Source organism: Kitasatospora sp. McL0602, from assembly GCF_052076145.1.
GTDB lineage: Bacteria > Actinomycetota > Actinomycetes > Streptomycetales > Streptomycetaceae > Kitasatospora.
In genome coordinates, this window is the sequence record NZ_CP197246.1 from 578050 (window position 1) to 600614 (window position 22565).

At 67.5% G+C, this 22565-nt stretch carries 18 protein-coding genes and 3 rRNA genes; 9 read left to right on the top strand and 12 right to left on the bottom strand.

All coding sequences use genetic code 11. The annotated features are described in order from the left end of the window. Positions 1–69 precede the first annotated feature (69 nt). Entirely contained in the window at positions 70–855 is a 786-nt protein-coding gene (locus tag ACR68M_RS02740; RefSeq protein ID WP_441248755.1) for an electron transfer flavoprotein subunit beta/FixA family protein, read from the bottom strand. Positions 856–1260: 405 nt separating this feature from the next. Further along, on the bottom strand, positions 1261–1587 hold the full coding sequence (locus ACR68M_RS02745) for a thioredoxin family protein (RefSeq protein WP_441248756.1): 327 nt from the start codon (positions 1585–1587) through the stop codon (positions 1261–1263). 241 nt (positions 1588–1828) lie between these two features. Here ACR68M_RS02745 and ACR68M_RS02750 point away from each other — a divergent pair, with 241 nt between their 5' ends. Next, positions 1829–2599, top strand: coding sequence for a lysophospholipid acyltransferase family protein (locus ACR68M_RS02750; protein ID WP_441248757.1), 771 nt, complete (start codon positions 1829–1831; stop codon positions 2597–2599). 10 nt (positions 2600–2609) lie between these two features. Here the strand turns inward: ACR68M_RS02750 and ACR68M_RS02755 are convergent, their stop codons facing one another. The 7 genes from ACR68M_RS02755 to ACR68M_RS02785 all read right to left on the bottom strand — a co-directional run bounded on the left by ACR68M_RS02755 (position 2610) and on the right by ACR68M_RS02785 (position 12156). Continuing rightward, positions 2610–3089: a VOC family protein gene (locus ACR68M_RS02755; RefSeq protein ID WP_441248758.1), complete on the bottom strand. Its 480-nt coding sequence runs from the start codon at positions 3087–3089 to the stop codon at positions 2610–2612. 182 nt (positions 3090–3271) lie between these two features. Beyond that, positions 3272–3388 (bottom strand): 5S ribosomal RNA (rrf, locus tag ACR68M_RS02760). A gap of 83 nt (positions 3389–3471) precedes the next feature. Next, positions 3472–6595 (bottom strand): 23S ribosomal RNA (locus ACR68M_RS02765). 287 nt (positions 6596–6882) lie between these two features. Further along, a 16S ribosomal RNA gene (locus ACR68M_RS02770) occupies positions 6883–8402 on the bottom strand. The 16S, 23S and 5S rRNA genes sit together here, the layout of an rRNA operon. Positions 8403–8921: 519 nt before the next feature. Then, positions 8922–9992, bottom strand: coding sequence for a threonine aldolase family protein (locus tag ACR68M_RS02775; protein WP_441251498.1), 1071 nt, complete (start codon positions 9990–9992; stop codon positions 8922–8924). Continuing rightward, positions 9989–10750 carry an SDR family NAD(P)-dependent oxidoreductase gene (locus ACR68M_RS02780; protein WP_441248759.1) on the bottom strand — a complete coding sequence of 254 codons (762 nt, stop codon included), beginning with the start codon at positions 10748–10750 and terminating at the stop codon, positions 9989–9991. The genes ACR68M_RS02775 and ACR68M_RS02780 overlap by 4 nt, the downstream gene beginning before the upstream one ends. After that, entirely contained in the window at positions 10747–12156 is a 1410-nt protein-coding gene (locus ACR68M_RS02785) for a DUF6421 family protein (RefSeq protein WP_441248760.1), read from the bottom strand. The genes ACR68M_RS02780 and ACR68M_RS02785 overlap by 4 nt, the downstream gene beginning before the upstream one ends. A gap of 442 nt (positions 12157–12598) precedes the next feature. Here ACR68M_RS02785 and ACR68M_RS02790 point away from each other — a divergent pair, with 442 nt between their 5' ends. The 5 genes from ACR68M_RS02790 (at position 12599) to ACR68M_RS02810 (ending at position 17022) form a co-directional block, all read left to right on the top strand. Continuing rightward, positions 12599–13486, top strand: a complete 888-nt coding sequence (locus ACR68M_RS02790; protein ID WP_441248761.1) for an ABC transporter substrate-binding protein — start codon at positions 12599–12601, stop codon at positions 13484–13486. Continuing rightward, entirely contained in the window at positions 13483–14382 is a 900-nt protein-coding gene (locus tag ACR68M_RS02795; protein ID WP_441248762.1) for an amino acid ABC transporter permease, read from the top strand. The genes ACR68M_RS02790 and ACR68M_RS02795 overlap by 4 nt, the downstream gene beginning before the upstream one ends. After that, the gene (locus tag ACR68M_RS02800) at positions 14379–15176 is read left to right on the top strand and encodes an amino acid ABC transporter ATP-binding protein (protein WP_441248763.1); all 798 of its coding nucleotides are present in this window, start codon (positions 14379–14381) and stop codon (positions 15174–15176) included. The genes ACR68M_RS02795 and ACR68M_RS02800 overlap by 4 nt, the downstream gene beginning before the upstream one ends. A 104-nt stretch (positions 15177–15280) precedes the next feature. Then, positions 15281–15862, top strand: coding sequence for a DUF5134 domain-containing protein (locus ACR68M_RS02805; protein ID WP_441248764.1), 582 nt, complete (start codon positions 15281–15283; stop codon positions 15860–15862). A 155-nt stretch (positions 15863–16017) separates the two neighbouring features. Further along, the gene (locus tag ACR68M_RS02810) at positions 16018–17022 is read left to right on the top strand and encodes a M56 family metallopeptidase (RefSeq protein ID WP_441248765.1); all 1005 of its coding nucleotides are present in this window, start codon (positions 16018–16020) and stop codon (positions 17020–17022) included. A 55-nt stretch (positions 17023–17077) separates the two neighbouring features. On the opposite strand, the gene ACR68M_RS02815 is transcribed toward ACR68M_RS02810, so the two are convergent. Next, positions 17078–17497, bottom strand: a complete 420-nt coding sequence (locus ACR68M_RS02815) for a MarR family winged helix-turn-helix transcriptional regulator (protein ID WP_441248766.1) — start codon at positions 17495–17497, stop codon at positions 17078–17080. A gap of 88 nt (positions 17498–17585) precedes the next feature. On the opposite strand from ACR68M_RS02815, the gene ACR68M_RS02820 reads away from it, so the two are divergent. Together ACR68M_RS02820 and ACR68M_RS02825 are read left to right on the top strand one after the other, a co-directional pair. After that, positions 17586–19088: an MFS transporter gene (locus ACR68M_RS02820; protein WP_441248767.1), complete on the top strand. Its 1503-nt coding sequence runs from the start codon at positions 17586–17588 to the stop codon at positions 19086–19088. Positions 19089–19266: 178 nt separating this feature from the next. After that, the gene (locus ACR68M_RS02825; RefSeq protein WP_441248768.1) at positions 19267–19881 is read left to right on the top strand and encodes a TetR/AcrR family transcriptional regulator; all 615 of its coding nucleotides are present in this window, start codon (positions 19267–19269) and stop codon (positions 19879–19881) included. Positions 19882–19902: 21 nt separating this feature from the next. Here the strand turns inward: ACR68M_RS02825 and ACR68M_RS02830 are convergent, their stop codons facing one another. Continuing rightward, positions 19903–20769 carry a helix-turn-helix domain-containing protein gene (locus ACR68M_RS02830; RefSeq protein ID WP_441248769.1) on the bottom strand — a complete coding sequence of 289 codons (867 nt, stop codon included), beginning with the start codon at positions 20767–20769 and terminating at the stop codon, positions 19903–19905. A 418-nt stretch (positions 20770–21187) separates the two neighbouring features. Here ACR68M_RS02830 and ACR68M_RS02835 point away from each other — a divergent pair, with 418 nt between their 5' ends. Beyond that, positions 21188–21754 carry an ATP-binding protein gene (locus tag ACR68M_RS02835; protein ID WP_441248770.1) on the top strand — a complete coding sequence of 189 codons (567 nt, stop codon included), beginning with the start codon at positions 21188–21190 and terminating at the stop codon, positions 21752–21754. Between the two features lie 235 nt (positions 21755–21989). On the opposite strand, the gene ACR68M_RS02840 is transcribed toward ACR68M_RS02835, so the two are convergent. Then, positions 21990–22226, bottom strand: a complete 237-nt coding sequence (locus tag ACR68M_RS02840; RefSeq protein WP_441248771.1) for a DUF397 domain-containing protein — start codon at positions 22224–22226, stop codon at positions 21990–21992. Positions 22227–22565 lie beyond the last annotated feature (339 nt).

Sequence of the window (22565 nt, forward strand, 5' to 3'; positions counted from 1 at the left end):
GCTCAATGTCTCCTGTTTCTCCTGACTGCCCGTCGGCTCCACGAGCCGGGCAGCCACCACGTCAACGGGTCAGATGAACTTCTGCTCGGCGAGGAAGGTAGCGAGCTGCTTGCCGCCCTCGCCCTCGTCCTTGACGATCGTGCCGGCGGTGCGGGCCGGGCGGGCGGTGATGTCCTCGACCTTGGTCCAGGACCCGGCCAGGCCGACCTCGTCCGCGTCGATGCCCAGGTCGTCCAGGTCGTACTCCTGGACCGGCTTCTTCTTCGCGGCCATGATGCCCTTGAAGGAGGGGTAGCGCGCCTCGCCCGACTGGTCGGTCACGGAGATCACGGCGGGCAGCTCGGCCTCGACCTGCTCGGTGGCGGCGTCGCCGTCGCGGCGGCCCTTCACCGTGGTGCCGTCGAGGGTGACCTCGGACAGCAGGGTGGCCTGCGGCACGCCCAGGCGCTCGGCGAGCAGGGCCGGCAGCACGCCCATGGTGCCGTCGGTCGACGCCATGCCGCAGACGACCAGGTCGTAGCCGGTCTTCTCCAGCGCCTTGGCGATGATCGCCGAGGTGCCGATCACGTCGGTGCCGTGGATGTCGTCGTCGTTCACGTGGACGGCCTTGTCGGCACCCATCGACAGCGCCTTGCGCAGCGCGTCCTTGGCGTCGTCCGGGCCGACGGTCAGGACGGTCACCTCGGCGTCGCCGTGGGCCTCGGCGATCCGGAGCGCCTGCTCCACGCCGTACTCGTCCAGCTCCGAAAGGAGGCCGTCGACGCCATCCCGGTCGGTGGTGGTGTCGTCCTCGAAGCGACGGTCACCGGTCGCGTCGGGCACGTACTTCACACAGACAACAATCCTCAAGCTCACGGCCTGTCTCCTGTACTGGTCTCGTCCGGCGGCTGCGGCTGTGCAAGCGGGGCAGGAGACACACTCCAGGCCCAACTCCGGGCAGCGTATTCCTGTGCCCGTCCGGAACTTCCTGGCAGCATACTCGCCAGTAGCTTAGCCGTCACTACTGGCCAGTAGCTTAGCGCTGCAAGGTCCCGGCCAAGCGCCTCGCACCCCCTGAGTTCCCTGGCCGGGACAGGTGCGAGACAGCTGCACTGCCGTCTGCGCCCATCCTGCCCCAGTGCGGAGCCCCTACCCCCTGACTGCGCGGCAGATCCGCTGTGAGATTGAACGGTCTTGACAGATCCACTCGGCCGGACGCTCGTCCGCCACAAGCTGCCGCACCGCCCTTTCAGCAGCCTTAAGACACCCGTTTCCCGCAGTTCAGACGATCGCGCCGAGCGCCGCGATCACGTCCGCCCGCCGTGGCTGCCCCGCCGCCCGCCGCACCACCTGACCCGCGCCGTCCAGCACCAGAACGGTCGGCGTACGCAGGATCTCCAGGCGTCGCACCAGCTCAAGCCGCTCCTCCGCGTCGATCTCCACGTGCTCGACGCCCGGCACCATCCCCGCGACCTCCACCAACACCCGCCGGGTCGCCCGGCACGGCTGGCAGAACGCCGACGAGAACTGCACCAGCGTCGCCCGCTCCCCGAGCGCCGACCCCAGCTCCGCCGCCGACAGCCGTACCGCCTGCTCCCCGCCCACCATCCACCACCAATTCATCAGGTCCGACGCCGCTCAAGTGTGCGGCATCACACCGCCCGGACCGGACGGGTGCGGGATGCATCACGTCGGAGAGACCCTCAGGTGACAGACCGCACCCCTTCGGGGGATCATTCCCATGTACCACCCGTGGCAGCCGCGGCGTGCCGCTGACTCCGTCGGCCCACCCTCCTCCCGGGTACCGCCGAACCGGGCACCTCGCCCGTGGGAAGTTAGGGCTGACCCCGTGGCAGAGTTCGTCTACCCGCCAGTGATCCGTACGGCGCTCGCCGTCTTCCGCACGCTCGACGTGCGGATCAAGATCGAGGGCGCCGAGAACATCCCCGTCACCGGAGGCGCGGTGCTGGTGAGCAATCACATCAGCTACCTGGACTTCCTCTTCGCCGGGCTGGGAGCCTTCCGTGGCGGAAAGCGGAAGACCCGCTTCATGGCCAAGGACGACGTCTTCAAGCACGGCATCTCCGGCCCGCTGATGCGCGGCATGAAGCACATCCCGGTCGACCGCACCGACGGCCAGCCCGCGTACGACGCCGCCGTCGCCGCACTGCGGGCCGGCGAGGTCGTCGGGGTCTTCCCCGAGGCGACGATCAGCCGCTCGTTCATGCTGAAGAAGTTCAAGACCGGCGCGGCCCGGATGGCAGCCGACTCCGGCGCCCCGCTGCTGCCCGTCATCCTCTGGGGCACCCAGCAGCTCTGGACCAAGGGCCGCCCGAAGACGCTGACCAAGCGTCACGTCCCCGTGACCATCATGATCGGCGAGCCGATCGTGCTCGCGCCCGGCGACAAGCCCGTCATGGTCACCCGCCGCCTGCGCGCCGCCATGAGCGAGATGCTCGACCGCGCCCAGCGCGAGTACCCGGCCGCCCCCGCCGGCCCCGAGGACTCCTGGTGGCTCCCCGCCCAGCTCGGCGGCACGGCCCCCACCCTGGAGACCGCCGAGGCCGAGGACGAGGCCGAGGCGGCCGCCAAGGCCGAACGCCGCGCCGCCCGGGGCTAGCTCGCCTCTGTCAGCTCGCCGCGTAGGCCGCCTGGAGGGCGGCAATGTCGAACTTGGTCATCGAGAGCATCGCCTCGGTGGCCTTTTTCGCTTTCACCGGGTCCGGGTCACCGACCATCTCCATCAGCACGGTCGGCACCACCTGCCAGGACAGCCCGTACTTGTCCACCAGCCAGCCGCAGGCCACCTCACTGCCGCCCTCGGTCAGCCGGTCCCAGTAGTAGTCCACCTCCGCCTGGTCGGCGCAGAAGATCTGGAACGAGACCGCCGGGGTGAACTTGTACTCCGGCCCGCCGTTCAGCCCGATGAACTTCTGCCCGTTCATCTCGAACTCGACCACCATCACCGACCCGGCCGGCCCCGGCCCGGCGTCGGTGTACCGGCTGATCTTGCCGATCCTGGCGTTCTTGAAGATCGACGTGTAGTGGTTCGCCGCCTCCTCGGCCTGCCCGTCGAACCACAGGCATGTGACGAAACCCTCGGAAGTCATCGGTACCTCCTGTATCCGAGCGCGGAGCCCTGTCCGGACCCCGTCCGTACCAGATACATGGTCCCGCCGCCCGCCCGGCACCGCGACCTCGCACAAGGGGTTTTCATCCGTTCGGCAGCTCCGAGCCCGGATATGCGAAAGGCCCCCATCCGTTCCCGGATGGGGGCCTTTCGTGAATGATTGTTCGGCGGCGTCCTACTCTCCCACAGGGTCCCCCCTGCAGTACCATCGGCGCTTTGAGGCTTAGCTTCCGGGTTCGGAATGTAACCGGGCGTTTCCCTCACGCTATGACCACCGAAACACTATGAAACCAGATGACCGCACCACCCCTGGCCAGGGATGGGGTCGTTGTTTCAGAACAACACAGTGGACGCGAGCAACTGAGGACAAGCCCTCGGCCTATTAGTACCGGTCAGCTCCACCCCTTACAGGGCTTCCACATCCGGCCTATCAACCCAGTCGTCTACTGGGAGCCTTACCCTCTCAAGGAGGTGGGAACATTCATCTCGAAGCAGGCTTCCCGCTTAGATGCTTTCAGCGGTTATCCCTCCCGAACGTAGCCAACCAGCCATGCCCTTGGCAGGACAACTGGCACACCAGAGGTTCGTCCGTCCCGGTCCTCTCGTACTAGGGACAGCCCTTCTCAATATTCCTACGCGCACAGCGGATAGGGACCGAACTGTCTCACGACGTTCTAAACCCAGCTCGCGTACCGCTTTAATGGGCGAACAGCCCAACCCTTGGGACCTACTCCAGCCCCAGGATGCGACGAGCCGACATCGAGGTGCCAAACCATCCCGTCGATATGGACTCTTGGGGAAGATCAGCCTGTTATCCCCGGGGTACCTTTTATCCGTTGAGCGACGGCGCTTCCACAAGCCACCGCCGGATCACTAGTCCCTGCTTTCGCACCTGCTCGACCCGTCGGTCTCACAGTCAAGCTCCCTTGTGCACTTACACTCAACACCTGATTGCCAACCAGGCTGAGGGAACCTTTGGGCGCCTCCGTTACTCTTTAGGAGGCAACCGCCCCAGTTAAACTACCCACCAGACACTGTCCCTGATCCGGATCACGGACCCAGGTTAGACATCCAGCACGACCAGAGTGGTATTTCAACGACGACTCCACAACAACTGGCGTTGCTGCTTCAAAGTCTCCCACCTATCCTACACAAGCCGAACCGAACACCAATATCAAGCTATAGTAAAGGTCCCGGGGTCTTTCCGTCCTGCTGCGCGAAACGAGCATCTTTACTCGTAATGCAATTTCACCGGGCCTATGGTTGAGACAGTCGAGAAGTCGTTACGCCATTCGTGCAGGTCGGAACTTACCCGACAAGGAATTTCGCTACCTTAGGATGGTTATAGTTACCACCGCCGTTTACTGGCGCTTAAGTTCTCAGCTTCGCCACACCGAAATGTGACTAACCGGTCCCCTTAACGTTCCAGCACCGGGCAGGCGTCAGTCCGTATACATCGCCTTACGGCTTCGCACGGACCTGTGTTTTTAGTAAACAGTCGCTTCTCGCTGGTCTCTGCGGCCGGCCCCAGCTCACCGAGTAAATCGGATCACCAGTTCCGGCCCCCCTTCTCCCGAAGTTACGGGGGCATTTTGCCGAGTTCCTTAACCATAGTTCACCCGAACGCCTCGGTATTCTCTACCTGACCACCTGAGTCGGTTTGGGGTACGGGCCGCCATGAAACTCGCTAGAGGCTTTTCTCGACAGCATAGGATCATCCACTTCACCACAATCGGCTCGGCATCAGGTCTCAGCCTTAATGAGTGACGGATTTGCCTATCACTCGGCCTACACCCTTACCCCGGGACAACCACCGCCCGGGTTGGACTACCTTCCTGCGTCACCCCATCGCTCACCTACTACCCTGTTGGGTCAGCGGCTCCACCACGTCCCATTGTCCGAAGACTCCGGGCCGGCTTCACGGCTTTAGCATTCAGAGGTTCGACGTTGGCGCTTCAAAGCGGGTACGGGAATATCAACCCGTTGTCCATCGACTACGCCTGTCGGCCTCGCCTTAGGTCCCGACTTACCCTGGGCAGATCAGCTTGACCCAGGAACCCTTGGTCAATCGGCGCAAGAGTTTCCCACTCTTGTATCGCTACTCATGCCTGCATTCTCACTCGTGAACCGTCCACAACTGGATTCCTCCGCTGCTTCACCCGGCACACGACGCTCCCCTACCCATCACAGCAGGCGTTGGCCCTTAATGCTGCAATGACACGACTTCGGTGGTGTGCTTGAGCCCCGCTACATTGTCGGCGCGGAATCACTTGACCAGTGAGCTATTACGCACTCTTTCAAGGATGGCTGCTTCTAAGCCAACCTCCTGGTTGTCTCTGCGACTCCACATCCTTTCCCACTTAGCACACGCTTAGGGACCTTAGTCGGTGTTCTGGGCTGTTTCCCTCTCGACCATGGAGCTTATCCCCCACAGTCTCACTGCCACGCTCTCACTTACCGGCATTCGGAGTTTGGCTAAGGTCAGTAACCCGTTGAGGCCCATCGCCTATCCAGTGCTCTACCTCCGGCAAGAAACACGTGACGCTGCACCTAAATGCATTTCGGGGAGAACCAGCTATCACGGAGTTTGATTGGCCTTTCACCCCTAACCACAGGTCATCCCCCAGGTTTTCAACCCTGGTGGGTTCGGTCCTCCACACGGTCTTACCCGCGCTTCAACCTGCCCATGGCTAGATCACTCCGCTTCGGGTCTTGGGCGTGCAACTCAATCGCCCTATTCGGACTCGCTTTCGCTACGGCTACCCCACACGGGTTAACCTCGCTACACACCGCAAACTCGCAGGCTCATTCTTCAAAAGGCACGCAGTCACGAGACAGATGGGCAAGCCCACTGTCCGACGCTCCCACGGCTTGTAGGCACACGGTTTCAGGTACTATTTCACTCCGCTCCCGCGGTACTTTTCACCATTCCCTCACGGTACTATCCGCTATCGGTCACTAGGGAATATTTAGGCTTAGCGGGTGGTCCCGCCAGATTCACACGGGATTTCTCGGGCCCCGTGCTACTTGGGAGAAGCTCAAGCAAGCCGTACAGATTTCGTCTACGGGGGTCTTACCCTCTACGCCGGACCTTTCGCATGTCCTTCGACTACCCATACGGTTTCTGACTCGCCGACCGGCCGGCAGACCGATCAAGAACTTTCCCACGACCCCGCACTGGCAACCCCTGCCGGGTATCACACCAGAACGGTTTAGCCTCATCCGGTTTCGCTCGCCACTACTCCCGGAATCACGGTTGTTTTCTCTTCCTGAGGGTACTGAGATGTTTCACTTCCCCTCGTTCCCTCCACACACCCTATGTGTTCAGGTGCGGGTGACAGCCCATGACGACTGCCGGGTTCCCCCATTCGGAAACCCCCGGATCAAAGCCTGGTTGACGGCTCCCCGGGGACTATCGCGGCCTCCCACGTCCTTCATCGGTTCCTAGTGCCAAGGCATCCACCGTGCGCCCTTAAAAACTTGGCCACAGATGCTCGCGTCCACTGTGCAGTTCTCAAACAACGACCAGTCACCCACCCTCAGACCCTCAACTGAGGACCCTCGAGTAGGACCGGCATCTCTGAAGCAACAACCACCGAAGTGGCCGTTCCCTCAGGACCCAACAACGTGCCCGACACACCCGACCGATAACCCGCCTTCCACGCCCCGAAGGACAGTACTAACGGAACCAACCGTGTGTGCCGAATAGTCAACGTTCCACCCATGAGCAACCGTGCGAGACATTCGCTCGCATCCGGCTATGTGCTCCTTAGAAAGGAGGTGATCCAGCCGCACCTTCCGGTACGGCTACCTTGTTACGACTTCGTCCCAATCGCTGGTCCCACCTTCGACGGCTCCCTCCCAAGGGTTAGGCCACCGGCTTCGGGTGTTACCGACTTTCGTGACGTGACGGGCGGTGTGTACAAGGCCCGGGAACGTATTCACCGCAGCATGCTGATCTGCGATTACTAGCAACTCCAACTTCATGGGGTCGAGTTGCAGACCCCAATCCGAACTGAGGCCGGCTTTTTGGGATTCGCTCCGCCTCGCGGCATCGCAGCCCTTTGTACCGACCATTGTAGCACGTGTGCAGCCCAAGACATAAGGGGCATGATGATTTGACGTCGTCCCCACCTTCCTCCGAGTTGACCCCGGCAGTCTCCTGTGAGTCCCCATCACCCCGAAAGGCATGCTGGCAACACAGAACAAGGGTTGCGCTCGTTGCGGGACTTAACCCAACATCTCACGACACGAGCTGACGACAACCATGCACCACCTGTATACCGACCACAAGGGGGCACCTATCTCTAGGTGTTTCCGGTATATGTCAAGCCTTGGTAAGGTTCTTCGCGTTGCGTCGAATTAAGCCACATGCTCCGCTGCTTGTGCGGGCCCCCGTCAATTCCTTTGAGTTTTAGCCTTGCGGCCGTACTCCCCAGGCGGGGAACTTAATGCGTTAGCTGCGGCACCGACGACGTGGAATGTCGCCAACACCTAGTTCCCACCGTTTACGGCGTGGACTACCAGGGTATCTAATCCTGTTCGCTCCCCACGCTTTCGCTCCTCAGCGTCAGTAATGGCCCAGAGATCCGCCTTCGCCACCGGTGTTCCTCCTGATATCTGCGCATTTCACCGCTACACCAGGAATTCCGATCTCCCCTACCACACTCTAGCCTGCCCGTATCGAATGCAGACCCGAGGTTAAGCCTCGGGCTTTCACATCCGACGTGACAAGCCGCCTACGAGCTCTTTACGCCCAATAATTCCGGACAACGCTCGCACCCTACGTATTACCGCGGCTGCTGGCACGTAGTTAGCCGGTGCTTCTTCTGCAGGTACCGTCACTTGCGCTTCTTCCCTGCTGAAAGAGGTTTACGACCCGAAGGCCTTCATCCCTCACGCGGCGTCGCTGCATCAGGCTTTCGCCCATTGTGCAATATTCCCCACTGCTGCCTCCCGTAGGAGTCTGGGCCGTGTCTCAGTCCCAGTGTGGCCGGTCGCCCTCTCAGGCCGGCTACCCGTCGTCGCCTTGGTAGGCCATTACCCCACCAACAAGCTGATAGGCCGCGGGATCATCCTGCACCGCCGGAGCTTTCCACCAACCCCCATGCGGAGGAAGGTCATATCCGGTATTAGACCTCGTTTCCAAGGCTTGTCCCAGAGTGCAGGGCAGATTTCCCACGTGTTACTCACCCGTTCGCCACTAATCCACCCGAAGGCTTCATCGTTCGACTTGCATGTGTTAAGCACGCCGCCAGCGTTCGTCCTGAGCCAGGATCAAACTCTCCGTGAATGTTTTCCGGATATCCGGTTCACACTCGCGTTGAGCGGCACGACAACCACCGGAATAGGTGGCCCCGTGCACTGCGTCCTCGCTGTGTTTTATTACTAAAGGAATCTCCAACCCGGAACGCCGAAACGATCCAGGCCGGGGATGTCAACATATCTGGCGTTGACTTTTGGCACGCTGTTGAGTTCTCAAGGAACGGACGCTTCCTTCAAGCCGCTCTCGCAAGCTCTCCGGGCGCTTCGTTCTTTCGTGTTTCAAGCTTATCAGATGTTTTCCGGCGGATTATCACCGGGCTCTTTCTGATTTGCTTTCCGCCTTTCGGCGCTCCCGAACTCTAGCAGAGTTTCTCGACCGGATTTCCGGCTCCGAATTGCTTCGGAGGAAGAACGCCCCGGTCGTGGGGCAACCCGGAGAACACTACGCCGATCCCCCGCCCCATGCAAACTGCCCTCCCCGAAGATCCAAGCGGATCCAGGGGAGGGCAGAGAGCAGCAAGGAAGGTGCAGGAAGCAGCAGAGGCGGTCAGCCCCGGCCCATCTCCTCCACGAGCGCGGCGGCGAAGGCGTCGATGTCGGCTTCGGTGGTGTCGAAGGCGGTCATCCAGCGGACCTCGCCGGTGTGCTCGTCCCAGAAGTAGAAGCGGTAACGCTTCTGCAGGCGCTCGCTGACCTCGCGCGGGAGGATCGCGAAGACCGCGTTGGCCTGGACGGGGCGGACGAGCGTCACGCCGTCGACGTCGCGTACAGCGGCGGCCAGGCGCTGGGCCATGGCGTTGGCGTGCGAGGCGTTGCGCAGCCAGAGGTCGCCGGCGAGCAGCGCCTCGAACTGTACGGAGACGAAGCGCATCTTCGAGGCGAGCTGCATCGACATCTTGCGCAGGTACTTGAGGTTGCTGACGCGCTCGGGGTTGAGCACGACGACGCACTCGCCGAGCATCAGGCCGTTCTTCGTGCCACCGAAGGAGAGCACGTCGACGCCCGCGTCGGTGGTGAAGGCGCGCAGCGGGAGGCCGAGTGCGGCGGCTGCGTTGGCGATGCGGGAGCCGTCCAGGTGGACGAGCATGCCGTGCTCGTGGGCGTGGTCGCAGATCGCCTTGATCTCTTCGGCGGTGTAGACGGTGCCGAGTTCGGTGTTCTGCGTGATGGAGACGGCGAGCGGCTGGGCGCGGTGCTCGTCCCCCCAGCCCCAGGCCTGCTGGTCGATGAGCTCGGGGGTGAGCTTGCCGTCGGGGGTGGTGATGGTGAGGAGCTTGATGCCCGCGATCTTCTCGGGGGCTCCGCACTCGTCGACGTTGATGTGGGCGGTGCCGGCGGCGATGACGGCGCCCCAGCGCGGGAGCAGCGCCTGGAGGGCCACGACGTTGGCGCCGGTGCCGTTGAAGACGGGGAACGCCTCGGCGCGGTCGCCGAAGTGCTTGCGGAAGACCGTCTGGAGGTGCTCGGTGTACTGGTCCTCGCCGTAGGCGACCTGGTGGCCGCCGTTGGCGAGGGCGATGGCGGCGAGGATCTCGGGGTGGATGCCCGCGTAGTTGTCGCTGGCGAAGCCGCGTACCGAGGTGTCGTGGTGGACCACGGCGTCGGTGTGGGGGCTCATCGGGCTGTCAGCCACAGGTGCTGTCCGTTCAGTTCTGCTGCCGGGCGGGCCCAGAGGCCCGCGAGGGTGTCGGCGAGGTCGGCGGTGTCGGTGAAGCCGGCGAACTTGGCGTTCGGCTTCTCGGCGCGCATCTCCGGGGAGACCAGGGCCTTGATCACCAGGATGGCAGCCGCGGCGGTGGGGGTGCCGTCCTCGGCGGTGGTCTCCTTGGTGAAGGAGTCCGCCATGGCGAGGGTCCAGGCCTCGGTGGCGGCCTTGGCCGCGGCGTACGCGGCGCCGCCCGAGGTCGGCTTGTGGGCGGCTGAGGCAGAGACCATGGCGTAGCGGCCGGACTCGCTGCGGAGCAGGGCGGGCTGGAAGGCCAGCGAGGTGTGCTGGAGAGTCCGGACGACGGTGTCGTGCAGGAAGTCCCAGTCGTCTATGCGGCTCTCGAAGAAGGTCTTGCTTCCGCGCCAGCCGCCGACCAGGTGGAGCAGGCCGTCGACGTGGCCGTGCTCGGCCTCCAGGTGGTCGGCCCAGTCGTGGACCTCCTGCGGGTCGAGGAGGTCGATGACCTGTCCGCTGACCTTTGCGCCGGGGACGGCGGTGCGGACGGCGGCCAGGGCGGCGTCGAGCCGCTGCTGGTCGATGTCGGCGCCGATGACGGTGGCACCGGCGGCGGCGAGGCGGCGCAGGACGGCCTGGCCGGCCGGGCCGCTGGCTCCGGCGACGGCGATGACCTTGCCGTCGAGGCGGGCGATGTCGGGGGTGGTGGTCACGCTGCGACTCCCTTGGCGCCGTTGCCGGTGATGCCGGTAGTGGCGGCGATCACGCCGCTGAGCTTCTTGGCGAGGGCCTCGTAGAACATGCTGAGGGGGAACTCGTCGGGCAGGACGGCGTCGCAGAGGGCCTTCTTGAGGGCCTTCTCGTCGGCGCCGGTGAGCGGGAGCGCCTCGGGGCCCTTGGCCCAGGTCGAGGCGGGGTGCGGGGTGAGGTACTGCGAGACGAGCTCGTACGCGGCGATCCAGTGGGCGGTCTTCGGCCGGTCGATGCCGTCGCGGTAGAGGGTCTCGATCTCGCCGCAGAGGGCGTTGGTGACGTCGGCGACGCGCTCCCAGTCGATGCTGAGGCGGTTGTCGCGCCAACGCAGCGCGTCGTGCTTGTGGAGGTAGGCGAAGAGCAGCTGGCCGCCCATGCCGTCGTAGTTGCGGACGCGGTCGCCGCTGACGGGGAAGCGGAAGAGGCGGTCGAAGAGGATCGCGTACTGGACGTCGCGGCCCTGCTCGTAGCCCTCGGCCCCCAGGCGGACGGCCTCCTTGAAGGCGGTCAGGTCACAGCGGAGCTCTTCGAGGCCGTACATCCAGAACGGGCTGCGCTGCTTGATCATGAAGGGGTCGAACGGCAGGTCGCCGTGGCTGTGGGTGCGGTCGTGGACGAGGTCCCACAGGACGAAGGTCTGCTGGGCGCGCGCCTGGTCGTCGAGCAGGCCGGCGGCGTCGGCGGGGATCTCCAGGCCGAGCTGGGCGACGGCGGAGGTGGTGACGGCGCGGAAGCGGGCGGCCTCGCGGTCGCAGAAGATGCCGCCCCAGGTGAAGCGCTCGGGGGCCTTGCGGACGGCGACGGTCTCCGGGAAGAGCACGGCGGAGTTGGTGTCGTAGCCGGCGGTGAAGTCGGTGAAGGTGATCGGCACGAACATCGGGTTGTCGAAGCGGGTGCGCTCCAGCTCGGCCAGCCACTCGGGCCAGACGACGTTCAGGAGGACGGCTTCGAGGTTGCGGTTCGGGTTGCCGTTCTGGGTGTACATCGGGAAGACGACGAGGTGCTGCAGGCCGTCCTCGCGCTGCGCGGCGGGCTGGAAGGCGAGCAGCGAGTCGAGGAAGTCGGGCTCGCGGTAGCCGGTCTCGCCCCATTTTCTGAGGTCGGTGAGGACGGCGGTGAGGTAGTCGGCGTCGTGCGGGAAGAGCGGGGCGAGCTCTTCGACGGCGCCGGTCACGGTCTCGACCAGGGGGTCGACGGTGTGGCGCTGGACGGCGGCCAGGTCGATGGAGCCGTCCTTGGACTGGAGCGGGCGCAGGGCCTCGACGGCGTCCTTGAGGCGGTGCCAGGCGGGGTGCGCGGCGGGGCCTGCGGCTGGCTGAACGGGAAGGTCGGCCGCCACAGCGAGCCCTGGCGAAAGATTCTGCATCTGAGACTCACTTAGACAGGAGTTATTTCGACAGAGACACCATAAGTTCGAGAGGTTCTCCTGTTCAAGGGGGGTCGGGTCGGGAGACGACGCGCCGACCTGCTGTCCGGCATGTGGACACCGTTCTGGATCATCTGGACAGATCCACGGATGGGATGCGAACCTCCCGTCATGCTCCCGGCGGACCTCACCCGGCGTGTCGGCCAGGTGGCCGAGCGCCACATCGGCCTGCTCCGGGTGTGCTCCTGTTGTCGCGCGCACGGCTGTCGCTGCCGCCGCTGACGCCCGCTCGGGAGGCACCGCGGAGACGCTGCCGTACGCCGACCATGCCCCGGGCCCCGCAGCGCCGCCACCGGAGATTCCCGGTGTTCCCGCCCACTGCGCCGGGCACTCTCCCCCACGGTGTCCCGTCTCTCCCCTTCCTCATGTCTGGAGCCCTGCCATGACCTCTGCCCCTGCCCTGCGCCCGGCCCGGCTCGCGCCGCTGGCCGCCCTGCTCGTCGTCGCGGCCACCGCTCTGAGTGCCTGCGCCCCGCAGGACGCCACGACCTCGGCGCCGAGCGGCTCGGCGGCCGCCGGGTGCGTGAAGGGGCAGCTGGGCACCCACAAGGCGGGCACGCTGACGGTCGGCACGGACAAGCCGGCGTACGCGCCCTGGTTCTCCGACGACAAGCCGGAGAACGGGAAGGGCTTCGAGTCGGCGGTCGCCTACGCGGTGGCGGACCGGCTCGGCTACGCCACGGACAAGGTCAGCTGGGTGGTGAGCCCGTTCAACAAGGCGTTCGCCCCCGGGGCCAAGGACTTCGACTTCGACATCAACCAGGTCTCGGTCAACGACGAGCGGAAGAAGGCCGTGGACTTCTCCTCCGGCTACTACGACGTGCGTCAGGCCGTGGTGGCGCTGAAGACGTCCAAGCTCGCGGGGGCGAAGAGCCTGGCCGACCTGAAGGGCGCGAAGCTCGGCGCACAGGTCGGCACGACGAGCCTGGCGACGATCACCGAGCAGATCAAGCCCTCGGCGCAGCCCTCGGTCTTCGACGACAACGACCTGGCGAAGGCGGCCCTGAAGAACGGCCAGATCGACGCGCTGGTGGTCGACCTGCCGACCGCCTTCTACATCACCGGCGCCGAGGTGACCGACGCCGCCGTGGTCGGCCAGCTGACCGGCAGCGGCAACGGCACCGAGCAGTTCGGCCTGGTGCTGGACAAGGGCAGCGCGCTGACCACCTGCGTCTCGCAGGCCGTGGACTCGCTGCGGGCCGACGGCACGCTGGCCAAGTTGGAGAAGCAGTGGCTGTCGGACGCCGTCTCCGCGCCGGTGCTGAAGTGAGCGGTGCTGAAGTGAGCCCGGCCGACACTCTGAGCCCGGTCGGCACCGAGCCGTACCGCCCGTCCGAGCGGCGGCTCGCCCGCGAGGCGTACCGGCGCGGGCGGGCCCGGCGCTCGGCGCTGATCGCGGCGGTGAGCACGGGGGCGACGGCACTCGTGCTCTACCTCGTCGTGGTCAACTCGCCGGGGTGGCAGCGGACCAGGGAGACCTTCTTCAGCGCGCACTACGCGAAGCAGGCGCTGCCGGAGGTGCTCAAGGGGCTGCGGGTCAATCTGGAGCTGATGGCCGGCTGCGGGGTGCTGATCCTCGCGTTCGGCCTGCTGCTGGCGGTGCTGCGGACGCTGCGCGGGCCGGTCTTCCTGCCGGTGCGGCTGCTGGCGACGGTGTACGTCGACTTCTTCCTAGGCCTGCCGATGATCATCTGCCTGCTGATCATGATCACCGGCGTGCCCGCCCTCCGGCTGACCGGCGTCACCACCGACCCGCTGCTGCTCGGCGGCGCGGCGCTGGTGCTGACGTACTCGGCGTACGTCGCCGAGGTGTTCCGCGCGGGCATCCAGTCGGTGCACCCGAGCCAGCGCGCGGCGGCCCGGTCACTGGGGCTGAGCAACGCCCAGGCGATGCGGTACGTGGTGCTGCCGCAGGCCGTGCGGCGGGTCGTGCCACCGCTGCTCAACAACCTGGTCTCGCTGCAGAAGGACACCGGGCTGGTCTCGATCGGCGGCGTGATCGACGCGGTGTACGGCGCGAAGATCATCACCTCGCAGACCTTCAACTACACCCCGTACGTCGTCGCCGCGCTGGTCTTCATCGCGCTGACGGTGCCGATGACCCGCTTCACCGACTGGGTGACGGCCCGGTCCAACCGCCGCCAGCACCAGGGAGGGGCCGTATGACCGAGGCCGCGCTCGCCACCGCACCCGAGCCGACCGCCCAGCCCGTGCTGCGGCTGGAGTCCGTCCGCAAGAGCTTCGGCGCCCAGGTGGTGCTGCGCGACATCAACATCGACGTGCCCGCGCACTCCGTCACGGCGCTGATCGGCGCCTCCGGGTCGGGCAAGTCGACGCTGATGCGCTGCGCCAACCTGCTGGAGGACATCGACGACGGCGCGATCTTCCTGGACGGCGCGGACATCACCGATCCGCGCGCGCAGCAGGACGAGGTGCGGCGGCGGATCGGGGTGGTGTTCCAGGCGTACAACCTCTTCCCGCACATGACCGTGCTGGACAACATCACCCTGGCGCCGCGCCGGGTGCACGGCACCGGCCGCGCCGAGGCCGAGGCCACCGCGCTCGACCTGCTGGAGCGGCTCGGGCTGGCGGCCAAGGCGAAGGAGTACCCGGACCGGCTCTCCGGTGGGCAGCAGCAGCGGGTCGCGATCGTCCGGGCGCTCGCCACCTCGCCCAGGCTGCTGCTGCTCGACGAGATCACCGCCGCGCTCGACCCCGAACTGGTCGGCGAGGTGCTGGCCGTCGTCCGCGACCTGAAGGCCCAGGGCATGACGATGGTGCTCTCCACACACGAGATGAGCTTCGCCCGGGAGGTCGCCGACCAGGTCTGCTTCCTCGACGCCGGCGTGGTGCTCGAACATGGCCCGCCCGAGCAGGTCTTCGGCGACCCGCAGGAGGCCCGCACCAAGCAGTTCCTCAGCCGGATCGTGGCCGCCGGGAGGCTCGCACCCGAAGCCTGAGGTGCCCGGTCACCTCCGTGCGCCCCCGCGCGCGCCCTGCTGCCCCACGCCCTGATCGGCAACGGTGGACGGACTCCCGTACACCATCGCCGAGAGGGGAAGCGATGCACGGACCGGCCGTCGTCAGCTGGCTGCTGGCGGCGCTCACCGCCTCCTCCGGCCTCTACTGCCTCAGCCGGCTGCGCCGCGCCGGTGACGCCTGCGGCACTCCGGGCGGTGCGGGCCGGTGGACGGCCAGGGAGTCCGACGCCGCCGAGGCCGTGATGGGCCTCGGGATGGCCGCGATGGCCCTCTGGCCGTCCACCGGCTGGGGCTGGCTGTACGGCCTGCTCGCCGCCCTCCTGCTGCTGACCGCAGCCGGCCCCGGCGCCGCCGCCCGCCGGGTGCACCGGCTGCACCACGGCATCGGCGCCGCGGCGATGGCCTACATGGCACTCGCGATGGCCCCCTCCGGCATGCACCACCACAGCGCCCCCGCCGGACTGCCGCTGCTCACGGGCGCACTGCTGCTGTACTTCGGCGGCTACACCCTCTGGACGGGCAGCCGCCTGCTCACCACCACCGGAGGCGTCGTCCAGGCCGGTGTCGTCCAGGTCGGCGGCTCCCAGGCCGCAGGTGTCGCGGTGTCGCGCGCGTGCCGCCTCGCCATGGGCGTGGGGATGTTCGCGATGCTCCTGACGATGTGACGCACCTGGTGAACCCGGGGCCGGGTGGTTCCTGGCGGGGACTGCGGCGTGGTGTTGGTCACCTGGCGGGGGAAGGCGTTCCGTGGGGGTGGTGGCGGGCGTAGGTTGGGGCGAGCGCACGCCGCGCTCCCGTTCCTCCAGGGGGAGCACCTGTCATGACCGCCCTGCTGAGCCTGCTGCTGCTGGGGTCGTTGCTCGCCACCGTCGTGCCGGGCCGGTTGGCGCGGGCCGGCTGGGCCGAGCGAGAACCCGTACTGGCGCTGTTGGTGTGGCAGTGCCTGGTGGTCGCCGTGCTGCTCTGCTGTCTGCTGAGCCTGCTGCTGGCCGGATCCGCCGCACTGCCCGAGCTGCGCGCGCTGGTCTTCACCGGCGCGCCGACCGGCGTCGAGGCCGCGTACGGCCTGGCGGACGGCGAGGGGTGGGGCCGGCTCTGTGCCGCGCTGCTGGCGCTCGGCGGGCTGTGGACGGCGTACTCGCTCACCCGGGAGATCCGCTCGGCGCGCGCGCTGCGCGACCGGCGCCAGGCGCAGCTGCGCCGCCGCGCGCCTGAGCTGCCCGGCGAGTTGACGCCGCGTCGGCGCCGGGGGCGGGCCGGGCGGGAGCGGCTGGTGGTGCTGGAGAACGTCCGCCCGGAGGCCTGGTCGCTGCCCGGACCGGGGGCGCGGCTGGTCGTCACGACGGGCGCGTTGCAGCAGTTGACCGACCGTGAGCTGGCCGCGGTGCTGAGCCATGAGCGGGGGCACGTCCGGGCCCGGCACCACTGGCTGGCCCAGTGGGCGCAGGCACTCGCCGGCGGCTTCCCCGGGGTGGCGATGTTCAGTGCGTTCCGGGATCAGGTCGGTGAGCTGGTCGAGCTGGCGGCGGACGACCGCGCGGCCCGTCGGCACGGCCGGCTGACCACCGCGCTGGCGCTCGTCGAACTGAACTCCGGCCGGGGCGTCTTCGGCGCCTGCACGCCGCAATTCACCACCCGAGCACCACAACTCACCGCCCGCGCCCCGCAGTCGGCGGCCCAGGCACCGCGCCGGGTGGACCGCCTGCTCGCCGGTGAGCCGCGCCTGCCGGTGGACCGGCGGCTGCGGCTGACGCTCGCCGCCCTCGCCGCACCGGCCGCCGTGCTGCTGCTCGCCGCCGCACCGGGGCTGGCCACGCTGTTCTGAGGCGGCCCGCCGGGCCGGGCGGACTCGGCGACGCTGCAGCCGACTTGACGGAATGTCAGTCTTCGGTGGGCGTAGCGAGGGTGCGGGCAAGCACCTCGCGGTGGAGCGGCTTGGCCTCCTCGTAGCGCTTGCAGCCGGCCTCGGTGAGGACGACGAATATGCTCCGCCGGTCGCTGGTGCACATCTCGCGCCGGACCAGACCGGCCTTCTCCAGGCGGCCGATCAGGCGGGAGAGCGCGCTCTGGCTCAGGTGCACCGTCGGCGCGAGCTCCTGGAGGCGCTGCTGGTCTCCGGCCACGTGCCGCTCGGCCAGCCGCTCCAGCACCTCGAACTCGCTCATGCCCAGATCGTGCCGCTCCCCCAACTCGCGGTCGAGCGCGCAGGCCGTCGTCGCATGGCGGGCCAGCAGCTCGCGCCACTCGGCGACGAGAGTCGGCTCCGGCGAGTCGGGGGCGATGAAGTCTGGGTACGGCACACGCCCAGGCTAGCAGCTGCCCATGCGTTCAATGCAAGGACATTAAATGCAGTTGCATCTCATGCACATGCATGCAAGTGTCCTTCCCATGACCTCAGCGAGCCCGACCACCGTGACTGCCGCCCCGGCCAAGGCGCCTGACTCCGCCTCACCCGGCGCCGAGCGCTGGAGCCCACGCCTGTGGGGCACCCTCGTCGTCCTCTGCGCCGCCCTCTTCCTCGACGCGCTCGACGTCTCCATGGTCGGCGTCGCGCTCCCCTCGATCGGCACCGAGCTCAAGCTCTCCACCGCCACCCTCCAGTGGGTGGTCAGCGGGTACGTCCTCGGGTACGGCGGGCTGCTGCTGCTCGGCGGCCGGGCCGCCGACCTGCTGGGCCGCCGCCGGGTCTTCCTCATAGCGCTCGCCGCCTTCGGCGCCGCCTCGCTGCTCGGCGGGCTGGTCGACGACGGCGCGCTGCTGATCGCCGCCCGCTTCCTCAAGGGCGTCGCCGCCGCCTTCACCGCGCCGGCCGGGCTCTCCATCATCACCACGACCTTCGCCCAGGGCCCGGCCCGCAACCGCGCCCTGAGCATCTACACCACCTGCGGCGCGAGCGGCTTCTCGCTCGGCCTGGTGCTGAGCGGGCTGCTCACCAGCGTGGGCTGGCGCTGGACGTTCCTGATGCCGGTGCCGATCGCCCTGGCCGCACTGGCCGCCGCCTTCGTGCTGCTCCCCCGGCAGGGCGCAGCAGAGCGTGGGAGGGGCGGGTACGACGTCGCGGGCGCCGTCACCGGCACCGGCGCGCTGCTGCTGCTCGTCTTCACCGTGACGGAGGCGCAGTCCGCCGGGTGGGCCAGCCTGCGCACCGTCGGCTCGCTCCTGGTCGTCGCCCTGCTCGCCGCCGCCTTCCTGGCCGTCGAGCAGCGCAGCGCCCACCCGCTCGTGCGGCTCGGCATCTTCCGCAACGGCAGTGTCAGCCGGGCCAATCTGGCGGCGCTCGCCCTGGTCGGCAGCTACGCGGGCTTCCAGTTCGTCGCCACGCTCTACCTGCAGCGGCTGCTCGGCTGGTCGGCCCTGGAGATGGCCTTCGCCTTCCTCCCCACCGGCGCCCTGATCGCCCTCTCCGCGACCAGGATGGGCGCCTTGGTCGACCGCTTCGGCACCGGCCGCCTGCTGCCCATCGGCGTGCTGGCCCTGACCGCCGGGTACGTGCTGTTCCTCCGCCTGGACGAGCACAGCAGCTTCCTCGGCCTGGTGCTGCCGAGCATGCTGCTGCTGGGCGTCGGCTTCGCGCTGGCCTTCCCGTCCGTCAACATCGCGGCGACCGACGGCGTCGCGGACGAGGAGCAGGGGCTCGCCTCCGGGCTGGTGAACACCTCGATACAGGTCGGCACCGCCCTCGTGCTCGCCGCGACGACCGCAGTGATCACTGCGGGCAGCCACGGCGGAGAGAGCCCGCAGGCCCAACTGGACGGCTACCGGCCCGCGTTGCTGCTGGTGACGGGCGTCGCACTGCTCGGCCTGCTGGTGGCGGTCGTCGGCGCGGTGCTCGACCGGCGCACGGCGCGCACCCTCCGGCACACGCGTCGTCCGGTACTCGCAGGGCGCTGAGCAGGGTGTGAGCCGACTCCACCAAACCCCCGTGTTGGTGGAGTCGGCTCTCCGTACGGGGCCGGCACGCGCCGCACCACGGGCACTCCGTCGAACGGAGGATCGAGGTTCGGGCAGCACCCGTCCGGGCCCGGCCAGTATATTGGCCGGGAGCCAACCAACGTACGGAGCAGACACGATGGCACCTCGCGGGGATTCGGTCAACGAGGAAATGCGCCAACGCTCCCGCAGACGCATCCTCCGGGCCACCATCACGCTGGTCGACCAGCACGGATACGCCCGCACGACGCTGAGCGACATCGCCGAGCAGGCCGGCCTGGCCCGGGGGCTGCTGTCGTACTACTTCGACAGCAAACGACTCCTGATGCAGACGGCCACCCACCGCCTGATGCACCTGCAGCTGTCCGGCGCCCTCGCCGAGCTGCCGCCCGACGCCTCGGCGCAGGCCCGGCTCGCTCGGGGGATCGACGCGATCCTGACGCTCGCCATGGAGCACCCCCGGGTGATGCGCTCGCACCTCGCGCTCATCCTCGACCCGGACGTCGGCGCCTTCGTGCAGGACCCGGAGCAGCAGCAGCTCGGCGCGATCCTCCAGGACTTGCTGCGGGGTTGGGGCGCGGCCGATGCCGTCGCCGAGCACGCGGTGCTGCGCAGCGCCCTGATGGGCGGCTGCATCGGCGTCCTGCTGCCGGGCGCCGCCACCCCTCTGCCGCTGATCCGCGCCGATCTCTTCGCCCGCTACGGCCTGGCCTGGGAGCTGGGCACACCACCGCCGAGAGCCGACCAGCCGTAGGGGCCCTCAGCTCTCGGCCCGTCAGCTCTCGACGAGGATGGCGGAGAGGAGGTCGATGGTGCGGTCCGGAGTCATGCTGTCGACGCAGAGCCGTTCCATGACCTGGACGTAGGCGTCGACGTCGTCGCGCTTGTCGAGGTAGAGGGCGCTGGTGAGCTGCTCCAGGTAGACGACGTCGGCGAGATCCTGCTCGGGGAAGCGCAGGATGCTGAAGGCGCCGCTCTCGCCCGCGTGCATGCCGAAGCGGAACGGCATCACCTGGATGACGACGTTCGACTGCTGGGCCATGTCGATCAGGTACTGCACCTGGGCCCGCATCACCTCGGGGCCGCCGACCGGGCGGCGCAGGGCCGCCTCGTCGATGACGGCCCAGAGCATCGGGCTCTCGCCGCTGGCCAGCAGCTTCTGACGGCGCATCCGCAGGCCGAGGCGGCGCTCGAGCTCGTCCTCGTTGATCACCGGGCGGGTCTGGGCGAAGATCGCGCGGGCGTACTCCTCGGACTGGAGCAGGCCGGGGATGAACTGCACCTCGTAGGTGCGGATCATCGTGGCCGCCTCCTCCAGCCCGACATAGGTCTGGAACCAGCCGGGCAGGACGTCGTTGAAGCTGTGCCACCAGCCGGACTTGTTGGCCTCGCGGACCAGGCCGAGCATGGCCTCGCGCTCGCCGCCGTCGTCCACGCCGTAGAGGCTGAGCAGGTCGGCGACGTCCCGCTCCTTGAAGCTGACGCGGCCGAGCTCCATGCGGCTGATCTTGGACTCGGACGCGCGGATCGCGTAGCCCGCGTCCTCGCGCGTGATGCTGCGTCCCTCGCGGAGCCGGCGGAGCTGGGAGCCGAGGAGGATGCGGCGCACCATCGAGCCACCACCGGGCTGAACTGTGGTCATGCCGTCGAAACCTCCGCCTTGGACAAACAGCGCACAGTCTGCCATCAGTTGAGCGCTCACGGTGCTGGTACTGAAGCAACGATCTACCAGTTCTGCATCAGATCCCCCATGATGCACGTGCATCCGGCGCTTGCATATGCCAGTAATACGACTGCACGTGAATCGACTCTTGCATCTGCAGTGGGCGCAGAGGACCATGGTGCACGTGCACCTGCACATCCCTGGCAATGCCGCGGGCACCGCGTCGACCCCACACGCGATTCCGCACACAGCACCCGGTCGTGGCTTCCCGCGGCTGGGTTCACGTGTGCACGCGTGGCGCGTCGAGGCGGTGTCGGCGCGACCGAGCGAGTCGGAGGTGACCGGCATGACCCCGGCGGGTCCAGCCGTGTCGGCCCCCTTATGGGAGGAGCTCTTCATGAGCACAGGTACGGCTGTCGTGGCCGACCCCCACGTGGTCACCTGCACCCTCGCACCCCGCTTCGAAGCCGTGCGAACCGCACGGGAGTTCGCCAGATCGACACTCCTCGACTGGGGCCTGGGCGGACTCTTCGACGATGTCGCGCTGGTCGCGTCGGAGCTGGTGACCAACGCCCTGCGGCACGCCCTCGCACCAACCGTCGACCTCCGGTCGGCGATCGAGCCGAGCCGGTTCCCCGTGCAGCCGGGCCCCCGGGCCGGGAGCGAGGCGGGCGCGGGCAGTGTGCTGCCGATCCGAATAAGCCTGGTGCACCGTGCGCCGCAGGTGGTCTGCGCGGTGAGCGACCCGAGCAGCAGCGGGCCGGTCGCCCGCGAGGCTGACTTCGTCGCCGAGTCGGGGCGCGGCCTCCACCTGGTCGACTCCTTCAGCCGCTCCTGGGGCTGGCACCCACTGGCCGGGGCGGGGAAGGTCGTCTGGGCCGTCTTCGAGGCCGAGCCCGAGCCCGAGAACTACGGCCAGCTGGACGGCACCGGCTCCGCCGGGCGACACCGCCGCTCCGCCTGACCCGCACGACCCCGGCAACACCCCACAGCAACACCCAGCGGCAACACCCAGCACGCACCCAGGGCCTGAGTGATCCACACTCCAGGCCCTGCGCTGTTCCCGGCCCCTCCGGCCGACAGCCCCTCACCGGAGAACCACCCCGAACACCGCCCCGAACACCACCCCGGACAGCACAGAGGCCGCCGAGGTCGGTGACCTACGACGGCCTTGCGGCACTGACGGTGTGACGGGCGATTCAGGCCGCCAGGTGGTCGAACTCCCCGTCCTTCGCCCCCAACAGCAGCGCCTCGATCTCGGCGCGGGTGTAGATGAGCGCGGGCCCCTCCGGGAAGCGCGAGTTGCGCATCGCGATCTCGCCCCCCGGCAGCGCGGCGAACTCGACACAGTTGCCCTGCGAGTTGCTGTGCCGGCTCTTCTGCCAGACCACACCCTCAAGGTCCGCAGCCGCCATGCCGTTGTACGTGTTCTGCATCGTTACTCTCCCGACCTGCCTGGCGTTCGCCTCACTTGACGTGATGATAGCTCCAATGCACGTGCATCAGCACGGGCAATTGCGCGTGCATATGCCACTGTCGTGAGCCGTTGTTCTCCTTGCACTTCAGGGCAGTTGACCCCCCGTAAGCGGACAAAGCCGGGTGAATGGCAACTCGTTCGATGACGCCCCGTACCGAGGGCGCGGCGGCGCGTTGATCTTCGACCCCGCCATCTCGATTCACGGTCCGTCACCTCGAAACGGTGCTGTGAGGCACGTCACACGGGATCAGCCGCCGCACGGCCGTCGGGAGTCCGGAAGACGGCACGTCAACAGGCC